Source organism: Arthrospira sp. PCC 9901 (assembly GCF_059013425.1).
The window spans coordinates 5,227,104-5,239,765 of the sequence record NZ_CP102296.1 but is presented as its reverse complement, the minus strand read 5'-3'; the positions used below and the strand labels follow the sequence as shown (position 1 = coordinate 5,239,765).

4 protein-coding genes are annotated in these 12,662 nt (G+C 45.7%); 3 read left to right on the top strand and 1 reads right to left on the bottom strand.

Annotation, left to right across the window (positions count from 1 at the left end):
• Positions 1–8 precede the first annotated feature (8 nt).
• The 3 genes from NLZ44_RS23265 to NLZ44_RS23255 all read left to right on the top strand — a co-directional run bounded on the left by NLZ44_RS23265 (position 9) and on the right by NLZ44_RS23255 (position 10,523).
• On the top strand, positions 9–2,573 hold the full coding sequence (locus NLZ44_RS23265) for a PPC domain-containing protein (protein ID WP_493751310.1): 2,565 nt from the start codon (positions 9–11) through the stop codon (positions 2,571–2,573).
• A 143-nt stretch (positions 2,574–2,716) separates the two neighbouring features.
• Positions 2,717–6,652: a pre-peptidase C-terminal domain-containing protein gene (locus NLZ44_RS23260; protein WP_493751309.1), complete on the top strand. Its 3,936-nt coding sequence runs from the start codon at positions 2,717–2,719 to the stop codon at positions 6,650–6,652.
• 592 nt (positions 6,653–7,244) lie between these two features.
• Positions 7,245–10,523, top strand: a complete 3,279-nt coding sequence (locus NLZ44_RS23255; RefSeq protein ID WP_493751308.1) for a bifunctional diguanylate cyclase/phosphodiesterase — start codon at positions 7,245–7,247, stop codon at positions 10,521–10,523.
• A gap of 108 nt (positions 10,524–10,631) precedes the next feature.
• On the opposite strand, the gene glmS is transcribed toward NLZ44_RS23255, so the two are convergent.
• Positions 10,632–12,563 carry a glutamine--fructose-6-phosphate transaminase (isomerizing) gene (gene glmS, locus NLZ44_RS23250; protein ID WP_493751307.1) on the bottom strand — a complete coding sequence of 644 codons (1,932 nt, stop codon included), beginning with the start codon at positions 12,561–12,563 and terminating at the stop codon, positions 10,632–10,634.
• Positions 12,564–12,662 lie beyond the last annotated feature (99 nt).

The window sequence follows — 12,662 nt, the reverse complement described above, 5'->3', positions numbered from 1 at the left end:
AAAATATTATGGCTTACGACACGATAGAAGATGCCCTAAATAAAGGTGTCATAACTGAACAAATCGAGATTCGCGATCGCATTGGCTTTAGACAGGATGGCCAGCCAGAGCGCAACGACTTCTACAAATTTACCATCGATGAGGAAAGCGAGTTTAACCTCACCCTGGATGATTTAGATGCTAATGCTAACGTCCAACTGTTAGATAGCGACGGTTCGGTGATGTTCCGGTCTAACAACCCGGGTAGGCAAGCAGAAAACATTAACGAAAACTTAGAGCCCGGTGATTATTATGTCCGAGTTATGGCGGTAGGGCGAGCCCAAACGGAATATTCGTTAAGCCTAAGTGCAGAACCGAGAACCGTAGTAGATCCAGGTCAAAGCCTGGGAGTTCTTGACAGTCTGTCAGAACCAGTAGTAATAAACGATCGCATTGGTTTTACTACTGGTCGTGTACGGAACGTTGAAGATTTTTTCAGCTTTAGCTTAGATAAGGATAGCGATGTCAGCATCAACCTAGACCAACTGAGACAGAATGCCAACATTCAAATCTTAGATGAAGATAGGGAAACGATTCTCTTTCAATCGATGAATCCTGGGCGACAGGAAGACAGCATTAATGGTATTTTTAAAAAGGGCGATTATGTGGTGCGGGTATTTCCTCATGGAGCTGCCAGAACTGACTATCGGCTAGAGTTGACTGCCAACGAAGTGCTGCCACCGGAAGAATTACCAGGTACTCAAGTTGGGGATTTAGTCGGCAAAGAAGAACCGTTTGTCATTGTTCAGGATATCGGTTTTGGCAAAGGAAGTCAGCGCAACCAAAGGGACTTCTACACCTTTAACCTGAGCGAGGATGCTTCATTTTATGCTCAAATGGATCAGCTCAACCGGGGAGCCAATCTGCTTTTACATGAGTATAATCCCAGTAGACCAAAACAACTAGGCTCTCTGTTGGAAAGGGGTAGAGCTCCGGGTAATCGACCCAGAACCATCAGCAATTTCCTAGAGGTAGGAGATTATGCGTTAGTGGTAGGGGCTCAAGGTGCTGCCAGAACCGACTACCGATTGGAACTAGATGCTCAGACAAATGAAAGCGACTATCCTACTTTAGCAACTGCCAAAGACTTAGGGGAGTTGGGAGTCAGACCGATTAATGAGACAAACAATGTAGGCTTATTAATAGGCGATCGCTTCCGAGACCAAGAGGACTGGTTCAAATTCAGCCTCAGTGCTGAGAAAAACGTGGATTTGGTCGTTGACGAACTGCGAGTTAATGTGGCAAATGTCGAGATTTACGACAGCAACGGTGAACGTATTCATCAGTCAGAAAGGGATGGTAGGAACGCCAGAAAAATTAACGACATCTTCGACCCGGGAGATTATTATGTCAGAGTATTTGCCACTGGTAGTCGTGATACTAACTATCGGCTGAGTCTCAGCGCGGGGGAAACTATTTCCCCGGTGGATATCATAGACATAAATGCTTTGGGTGCGCCCTACAGCAATTTTGACAATGTGGGTCAGACAGAGAGCGGAGTTCGCAACGAGTTAGATGTTTATAACTTTACCCTGAATGAGTCCAGGGATATTAACGTCACCCTAGACCAATTCAATCAAAACATCAACCTAGAACTATATCAAGGCTTTTTCGACCCTGACTCCAGAAGAGGCCGACCCATTGCAGATTCTGAGGAGCGCGGACGTACACCAGAAAACATCGCCGAAGTCCTAGAGTCTGGTGATTACCACCTGCGAGTGGTACCGGTAGGTAATGCCGAGACTCGGTATCGACTGGCAATAAGTTCTGAAGTTGTAGATGACGACGACGATGTGGAAATCACAGAAGTCGGTTCTTTAAATAGCCTGAGAAATGGGGAGTTCAAAATCTCAGATAGCATCGGCTTTACTGACGGGGGTGTTCGTAACAACAGCGACGAATACAACTTTAGCTTAGATGTTGATAGTCGGTTTACCCTCACCCTAGATGAACTGAGGATGAATGCTAATGTTATTGTGTTTGACAGCAGCGGTAGGCCGGTTATGACTGGTTTCAACTCAGGCCGTGAGTCGGAATTTCTCAGCGGGGAATTGGAAGCTGGGGACTACAAAGTGCAAGTCTTCCCAGTAGGTGCAGCGCGAACCAACTATTTCCTGAAAATGAATGCCGTACCTACAGAGCCGAAACCGGAAGAAATACCGACCGTCGATCCAATTACCGGAGAAGACCCCGACGGCACTCTGGAAACTGCCACAGACTTGGGTAGCTTGAATAGTGATTTCCGAACTCCCAGAGACCGAATTGGCTTTATGGAAGACGGAGTTCGCGACGTTAACGACTACTACAGATTTACCCTCAACGAGCCCCAAAGTCTTACTATTATGCTGGACGACATGAGGCAAAATGCCGATTTAGAGCTATTGAATAGTAGTGGCGGGATGATTGATAGTTCTAATCAACGTGGCAATAACACAGACACAATCACCCAAGATTTAGATGCGGGAGATTATTACTTGCGGGTTTATCCGGTAGGCATGGCTCAAACCCCTTATAATCTGGAATTTATGCTCTGATGAGACGGTGAATCCGACATATACAAACCTCCATAAAACCCCAAAAACCGCAGTTTTTCCCGTGGGTTTTATAGGAGGTAGGATGGCAGATAACAGCGAAAAACCTTGTATGCTCACAACTTATTAGCTAAGGACAGAAAACCATGAGCGGGAAAAGCACAATCACCAATACAGTACGTGGCAGGGGAGCGTTAAATCCAGGCGTAGTAGATGTGACTATTGTACCTGGAGATAACATCAGTTTTGACATTACGGCAACAGTACCCAGTGGCAGTGCCAAAACCACAGCAATAGATTTAGTTTTCCTAACGGATCTTTCGGGTTCATTTTGGGATGACCTGCCGGTTATGCAGCGTTTAGCTCCCCAAATAGTTGAACAGGTGCAAGACATCCAACCAGACACTAAATTTGGTTTGGCTTCCTTCATCGACAAACCCATTCAGCCTTTTGGTGATACCACCGATTATGTATACCAAACCCACCAGCCGCTAACGGACTCTTTGCGTGATTTCCAGGAGGCACTAGGTGGCCTGGAAATTGGAAATGGCTGGGACATTCCAGAAGCTCAACTTGAGGGGTTGATGCATGTGGCTCTCCGGGAAGAAGAGGTTGGCTACCGCGATAATTCTCGGCGGATTGTGGTTCTTTCTACAGATGCTCCCTATCATGAGGCAGGAGCGGGAGGAGCGGCAGGCATAACCACTGCCAATAATGGCGATACAGTTCTTGATGGTAGACCAGGTGGTAGACTTGATGGTACGGGAGAAGACTATCCCAGCGTTGCTCAAGTCAGGAATGCTTTGGAAGAGACGGGAGTGATTCCTATTTTCGCGGTCACCAGGGATGTTGTACCGGTATATAGAGAACTGGTTGATCAATTGGGATTTGGTACGGTAGAAACTTTAAGGTCCGATAGCTCCAACCTAGTCAACGTAGTTACCAGTGGCTTAGAGACCATATTAAGCGACTTGACAATGGTAGCCAGGAGTGATGAGTATGGCTATGTTCAAAGCATCAACCCGGTGCAACATAAGCGTGTTAAAGACGGGGAAAGTCGCACCTTCAAAGTAGAACTCGGTACTGAAAATCCCCGCGCCGAAGACGATACACTTTCGTTGGAAGTGTTGGGTTTAGGCGAGACCACAGTTAATGTCACCCTAGGTTCCGTAATAGGATCTTCTGATGTAGATGTAATTAATATTGGCGACCTCAACGGACGACCTAGGCCATACAGCAACAACGACAGAATCGGCTTTCGTGAAGATGGTGTGTGGAACTCGCAAGATTTTTATAAGTTCAGCATCAGCAACGATAGCGAGGTTAACCTGACTCTTGACCAACTCCGAGCCAATGCTGACGTTGAGATTTTGGACGGGGATGGTAGCACGGTAATATTCCGCTCTACTGAACCCGGTCGCCGCGAGGAAGAGATTACCGAAAACTTAGGTGCAGGGGAATACTATATCCGAGTTTTTCCCAATAGCAGGAGCGATCGCACTTCCTATCGCTTGGGGGTAAGTGCAGAAGCCTTAGGAATCGGAGAAGGCAAAGACACTCCCGCCACAGCGGAAAACCTAGGTAATATCGGACCAGAAGAAGTCAGCGCAGTTGACCGAATTGGCTTTGGTCGGGGCAGAAGCCGAGACACACAAGACTTCTTCAAGTTTAGTATCACCGAAAATAGCGAATTATCGCTGACTCTGGACGGACTTCGGGCTAATGCTAACGTCCAACTCCTAGGCGCAGATGGCGAAACTATTATCGATCAGTCCACTAACCCAGGTCGCCAAGCTGAACAAATTAGCACGGATTTAGAACCTGGTGATTATTATGTGCGGGTGTTCCCGGTAGGTAACGCCAGGACGGACTATCGCCTGGGTATGAGTGCTAACCCTATCACCATCGAAGACGACGACAGCAAACCTGGTATCACTTTGGGGCCAGTTACTGAAGCTAACCCTGTTAGTCAGACTGGAAATGTTGGTTCCGGTACAGGTCGGCGACGGGACACTGAGGACTGGTACAATTTTACCCTGCCAGTAAACAGCGATGTTAACTTGACCCTAGACCGACTGAGAGCGAACCTTGATGTAGAGATTTACGATGAAGGCGGCGAGCGAGTAGAACGAGGTACAAACCCAGGTCGCCGAGCTGAAAAAATTGAACTGGAAGGACTCGAAGCGGGAACCTACTATGTAAAAGTTACCCCCGTGGGCAACGCCCGGAGTAACTACCGGTTGGGTATCACGGCAGCTACTGCTTTCATTGATGACTATGCCACTCCCGAAGAGGCTCTCGATTTCGGTAAGGTTGAACCAGGGGTCGATAACATCCCTTCCATTCGGAACAGTGTAGGTTTCACTCAGGGCCGTTCTGGTCGGGACGAACGAGACTGGGTACGCTTTGAACTAACTGAAAATGGTTCTGTTGATATCAACTTGACTAACTTGCGTCAGGATATCAATATGCGTTTGTACGACGGTGATGGTAAGACCCCTCTGCAAACAGCAGAGAAAAAGGGTCGTGCTAACGAAAATATTACCGATTTCTTAGATGCTGGTGTTTACTATGTGGAAGTATTCCCCAATGGCAATGCTCGCAGCGAATACCGACTAAGTATCAATACTGGTAGCAGCGACGCGCTTCAGGAGTTCTATGTGGGGAACCTGCTTTCCCTAGAAGGGGGTTACACCAAGAGCGATCGCATTGGTTTTGCTGAAAGCGGTATTCGTAACACCACCGATCGCTATGAGTTCACTCTTGAGAGTGACGCTGAAGTTGATATTGACCTAACCGAACTGCGAGGAAATGCCGACATTCAGCTAAAAGAGACCAACGGTAGTTTGTTGTTTGACTCAACCCGTCCCGGCAACCAAGCAGAACAGATTAGCCAAGAACTCAAAGCCGGAACCTATTATCTGGATGTGGTTCCCGTGGGTAATGCCAGAACCAACTATACCCTGGATATTATGGCGATGACCGACTCGGTAGACCCAGATGGTGGTCCTGTACCAGGTTCTTCTTTCTTCAATGATTTGGGAGTGCTAACAGGAGATTACAGTAATAGTGATACAGTAGGTTTCGGCACAGGTAGCAGTCGCGACCAGGTAGACTACTATGGCTTCCGGCTCAACGAAGCCAAATCCCTGGCGATCGCTCTAGAAGGCTTGAGCGCTAATATCAATCTGGAATTACTAGATAATTCTGGTAGCCTGATATTTGAATCTCGCAACCTAGGAACAGCGGACGAAAAAATTGAACAAGAGTTAGACCCCGGCACTTATTATGTAGCCGTTCGGCCCCAAGGTAGCGCCCGTAGTCCCTACACCCTGAAGATTGCCGATTTGGGGGTAGCCGTAGATCCTGATGGCAAAGCCCCCGAAAACGTTAACAATATCGGTTTGCTGACGGACTACAGGGAGACAGACCGGATCGGTTTCCCAGAAAACGGTTATCGGGATGTTAACGACTATCGCCAGTTCACCCTTAATGAACGCAGTAGCGTTGATATTAACCTGACGGGCTTGAGGGCTAACGCCGACCTGGAGTTAATAGGTAGCGACGGTCGTGATGTCCTTCAACGTTCTGCCAGACCGGGAAATAACAATGAAAACATCAACACAACCTTAGATCCGGGCAACTATTTTGTGCGGGTCTTCCCCAGGGGGGCAGCAAGAACTCCCTACGAAATCAATATGGCTGCGAGTCCGACTACAATAATCGAAGACGACACGCCACCGGGACAACCTCTGGACCCACTCACCGAAGGCGGTTCGATCAGCCAACGCGGTCTGATTGGCTATACCGAAGGTGGCAGGGTTGACACTGACGACTATTACAATTTCACTTTAGAGTCACCTGGTTTTGTCACTGTGGGTCTCGACGGTCTCCGGGCTAATGCTAACCTGGAATTATTCGAGTTACTCAATAATGACCGTACAAGGCTCCTTGGTAGTTCGAGAAATCCTGGCAGCCAAGATGAGGAGATTCAACAATTCTTAGAACCTGGTACTTATGTAGCCCGGGTATTTAGTCAGGGTAATCAAACTCCTTACAACCTGAGTGTTTCTATGATGTAGGATAGGACGATTACTTCGCCCTCTCATCAAGGGGCGGGTTGACTCATGTTCTCCCCTGTAATTAACAGGAACCCGCCCTAACCTCACCAAACCATGAATAATTCATCATACTGGGGGCGCAAAATTTTGCGCCCCCACTGCTGGCTGGGCGCGGGTTTACCATGACTAGGACCAGGCTATCACCGACCCTACCAACTCTACGGACTCTACGGACGGGGGAGCGATCGCCTTTACCGGATATATGAATAAATATTAAGCACTGTTAAATTTTTATTAAATTTTTGCGGTAGCCAAAGCATCAATTAGCCTTTAGATAGTCGATTTCCAGGAAATTATAACTGTTATCAAAATAGGATAAGATGGATCTGAATACTATGTCAGGTCTACTGATTTTGGGGCAATATCTGGCCATAGACCAGATATATGTTGTCTTTGAGTAGATAGGGATCACCGATTATTCAAGCCAAACTTAGGGAAATCAGTATTACTGCTAGGGGTTAATAAGTAGATGTCGGGAGGTATATCATAATGATAAATTGTCGATTTTATGCAGGATTGAAGATGACATAAAATTAGCTATAATTATGAAGTTATGAAAATATCAATTCCGCAGCCTAGACGTTATGCGATCGCTTCACTACCATTGGGGGTGAGTTTAGTAGAACCCCTACACCAACTGATTGTTAACCATCAAGAATGGATGGTAATGCAGTTACTACAGTGTTTCGGTCAGACTACCCAACCTTCCATTATAACTCACTTACGGTCAGTGCAGGGTTTAACTTCCCGCATTTCCCTGCTATTAATTGAGATGACTGCAGATCTCACCCCAGGATATCTAGTTTCTGACATGGAAGAAGATTTACAAACGCTGGGGGGAATAAGTGCGATCGCTATTTCTCCGGAAACCCAGACCGATATCTCCGCCGCGGAAATGGTGGAAACTCTCCAACAATATAGACAATGCTATTTAAATCTGATTAAGTTAGGAGAATTTAGCAGTGAACAGGAACACCTATTCTCCCAAGTAGTCGGGGATTTATTTACGGCTATTGAGAGGCAATTTTTTGCGGAAGAAAAACAGCGTCAATATCAGACGATTATTGACCAATATCTTCATGAGCATATCGACGATAGTATTAATCATATTAAAGCCAGCCAAATGGAGAGGATTTTAAATGCCATTAATCTCCCCATATTCATACTTAATCAAGAATATCAAATTATTTTCGCGAATAGGAAAGCCCAGGAAACCTTAGTAGTAAATTCTCAAATACCCCGAGAAATTTACACCTGGCTAAGAGAGCGATCGCCCCAAATTGCGGACACTAATATCTCAGAAATAGTCGCAGAAATTGCCATCAAAAAAGATGATATGATCCAATGTTTTTGCCTGAGACTCTACCCAATGGATAGTCAAGAGGGGGCGGATTTGAGAGCGATCGCCATCTGTGAAGATATCACCGATTCCAAGCTGAAATCGCAACACCAGCAGCTACAGCAGCAGCACCTAGCCCAAGTGCAAGCCCTGACCAAAACGGGGAGTTGGTGTTTAAATATGAACACCGGAGAAATGATTGTATCAGAGGAGTTATATCATATTTTAGGATTAACTCCCCAGCCGACATCCATAAATTTTGAACAATTTTTGAACCAGATCCATATCGAGGATATATATAGTTGGGTGCAAAACTATGCGACATCGCTATTTGTCAAACAAAATTACAGCCTGAACTATCGAATTATACAACCAGATAGTTCCATGCACTGGGTCAGCCAAGAATCGACCCCAGTAAGCGATCGCCATGGTCAAGTCACCCATATAATCAGCACCGTTAAAGCGATCGAGAATCCGGAAATCGTTAACCCTTCCATCACAGCCGAAGCCGCCTTAAGGGAAAGCGAAGCGCGTCTGAGAACCATCATCAGCACCAGCACCAACGGTTTAGTAGTAGTCAACCGTAAAGGACGCGCCCTATTCATTAACCCCGCCGCCGAGGCTTTATTCGGTCGCCCAGCCAGCCAACTGGAAGGGGAACTGATAGGTATTCCCCTAGTCACCAAAGAATCAACCGAATTAGAAATTTTGAGACAGGATGGACAGCTAAAAATCGTCCGTATGCGAGTAGTAGAAATTTCTTGGGAACAGGAAACAGCCTATCTAGCATCCTTAACAGATATTACCGACCTCAAAAAAACCGAAGATCAGCTGAAAATGTTTTCCCGCGCTTGCGATCAAAGTCCGGTCTCTATTGTGATTACCGACTCCGAGGGAGATATTCAGTATGTGAACCCGAAATTTGAAGAAATCACCGGATATAAAGCAGGAGAGGTAATCGGTCAAAATCCTCGCATCCTGAAATCTGGCTACACCACAGAACCGGAATATGATGTGTTATGGAGACAGATTACATCAGGGAAACAGTGGTCTGGGGAGTTTCACAATAAGAAAAAAAACGGAGAACTCTTCTGGGAACACGCTTCTATATGTCCGATGCGAGATGAGGAAGGTTATATTACCCACTTTATCGCAGTTAAAGAAGATATTACTCAACAGAAACATAATGAGGAAATTTTAGCCCATCAAGCGAACTATGATGCTCTCACGGATCTGCCGAACCGAACCTTAATTTTTGAGAGATTACGACAAGCAATTATCCAGGCTCAAGCTAATCATAGTAACGTCGCGGTGATGTTTATTGACCTAGACCACTTTAAAAATATTAACGATACCCTAGGTCATGAATTAGGAGATTTTTTGCTAAAAGAAGCCGGTATGAGATTGATAGGATGTCTCCGCCAAACTGATACAGTAGGGCGACTTGGTGGTGATGAGTTTTTAGTGATTATCCCCAAGTTAGATGACTTAGTACAGGCTGAATATATTGCTAATCAGGTCTTAGATGTATTGGGTGAACCCTTTAATCTGGGCGGTGAAGAAGCATTTATATCAGCCAGTATTGGCATTGCTAGTTATCCCCAAGATGGCAAGAATGTCAGTACATTGGTGAGAAATGCAGATACGGCTATGTATTCAGCCAAGCAGGAAGGCCGTAATGTTTTGGCATTTTTTACTCAAAATATGAATGATGAGGCTCAAAGTCGGATTATCATTGAAAATCACCTTCGTCATGCCATAAGCAGAAATGAACTATCTGTGGTGTATCAGCCTTTTATTCATCTGGCTACCTCTCAAATTGTTGGGGCTGAGGCTTTGATGCGTTGGTATAATCCCGAACTAGGAAATATTAGACCTGACCAGTTTATTGCTATTGCTGAAGAAAGTCGGTTAATTATAGATTTGGGAGAGTGGATGTTATCACAAGCCTGTCAAGAGGTGGCTAGTTGGCATCAACAGGGAAACAATGGGTTATGGGTGGCGGTGAATATTTCTCCCCGTCAGTTACGAACCCCTAACCTGGTTAATGTGATTATAGAGGCGATCGCTAATAATGGTCTGAGTAGTGATTGCTTAGAGTTAGAAATAACCGAACGTTCCCTGGTGGCAGAAGTTCCGGGAGTGCAAAGTTTAATTAAACAACTGCATCACCTCAAAATCCGTTTGGCGATCGATGATTTTGGCACAGGTTATTCCTCCCTGAGTTATCTAAAGCGATTTCCTTTTAGTGTCTTGAAAATTGATAAATCATTTATTTCCGACCTTCCCGATGATCAAGATGCGATCGCTCTAGTCAAAACCATGATTACTATGGCTCATGGGTTAGGCTTAGTCGTGGTAGCAGAAGGCATTGAAACCACCGCCCAACTCGACTTTCTCTGTAATCAAGGATGTGATTACGGTCAGGGATATCTATTTAGTAAACCTCTACCACCCGCCCAATTTAGGGCTTATCTGCAACGGAACAGTTAACCCCAACCGGTTACACTCCCCTACCTCACCTATTGGCTATAATCTCAAAATATCCCTCTGTGTCAATACACCCTAAAAAAAATAGGTGATAATAGTTCTGGCTATCTATTATTCCACTGTCACCGACTTAGCGAGGTTGCGAGGTTGGTCTACATCTAAGCCCCGTCGTGCCGCTATGTGGTAAGCTAACAATTGCAGGGGAATAACTGTGAGAATGGGTGATAATAACTCATCCACTTCCGGGACTGATAATAAATCATCAAAAATCTCCGCTGACTCGCCGCTGGTTTTGGGTGTCACTCCAATTAATCTAGCATCCCTCGCTTTAGCTTCCTGAGCATTAGAAATCACCTTTTCATAAACCATACCAGGCATAGCGATCGCCACTACCGGAACCTTATCATCCAACAGGGCGATCGGACCGTGTTTCATCTCTCCCGCCGGATATCCTTCCGCGTGAATGTAGCTAATTTCCTTGAGTTTTAAAGCACCCTCCAAAGCGATGGGAAAATTAATTCCCCGACCCAAGAAAATAAAATCCTGAGTATCACTAAAATCATGGGAAAGTTCCCCAATATCCTGTTCATGACTGCTCAGAATCAACTCAATTTGAGAAGGAATTTGTCGCAAACCCTTAATAATTTCCTCAAGGCGAGATACCGATATAGTCTGCCGTCGCCAAGCCAAATCCAAAGCCAACAAATAAAAGGCTATCAATTGAGCCAAAAAAGTCTTAGTAGCCGCCACCCCAATTTCAATACCCGCCCTAGTATCAATCAAATGTGGAACCATTTGCCCCAAAGAACTTTCCGGGCGATTAGTAATCCCTAATAAACGGGGAGCAAACGCCGCCCCAGCATTAATTCTGCGTTGCTGTTCCATAGCCAACGCCGCCAAAGTATCAGCAGTTTCTCCCGACTGAGTAACCCCAATAGTCATCGTATTAGGTCGCAGTGGAATCGGGGAATAACGAGCCTCCGAAGCATATTGAACTGTTGTTGGTAAATCCGCCAACTGTTCTAATAGATATTTCCCCACCAAACTGGCGTGCCAACTGGTACCACAAGCCAATATTTGCACCTGTTCCACACCCTCACATAAAGCATTAGGGAGGTTCAAATTAATCGGAGATAAACTCTTATTAACAGTCGCAGATTTGGAAGTTTTGCTAGTTTCTGGAACCTGCCAATCATCATGAATATAGGCATTGAGACAGTCTCGCACGACCCCTGGTTGTTCGTGAATTTCTTTGAGCATAAAATGCTTAAAGACTTGCTTTTCTACCAGAGTCGGACTCCAGTTGAGAATACGGGGCTTTTTATTAAGACGTTCCCCGTCAAAACTGTAAACCTCAACCCCCAAAGGAGTCAACCGAGCCATTTCGCCGTTATCTAAACTGACAACAGCTTGGGTATAGGGAACTAAAGCGGGAGTATCAGAAGCGCAGAAAAATTCCCCTTGTCCTAAGCCAATAGAAAGGGGTGCTTGTTGGCGGGCAACAATTAACTCATTGGGATAGTCTGCACATAAAACAGCGATCGCAAAAGCCCCATCCAAACGCTTAACCGCGAGACGCACCGCCTCAAAAAAAACCGAAGGGGAACCCGTTTCCGGCTTAGATAGATGTGATAAAAACTCAGAAATCAGATGAGGAATTACCTCCGTATCGGTATCAGATTTAAACTCATATCCCTTTCCCTTCAACTCTTCCCGCAGTTCCCGATAATTTTCAATAATGCCATTTTGAACCACCGCCACCCGTCCATAGGGGTCCAATTGTGGGTGAGCGTTATATTCTTCTGGTTTCCCATGGGTAGCCCAGCGGGTGTGACCAATACCAATTTGGGCTGGCATTTCCACCTGGCTTAACTTATCGCGTAGATTATAGAGTTTACCCTTAGCCCGAAGATAATTAATTTGACCTTCCCAGACGGTAGCGAGTCCAGCCGAGTCATAACCCCGATACTCCAGTTTTTCCAGCCCAGACATGAGAACATCTGTAGCGGTTTGAGTGCCGATATAACCAACAATTCCACACATTAGTATTTGGTACTCCTCAAACTTAGATCATTGGGGTTCTGCGCGATTATAGCATAATTGTAGTTGTAGTTGTAGGTTGGGTGAAGCGCAGCGAAACCC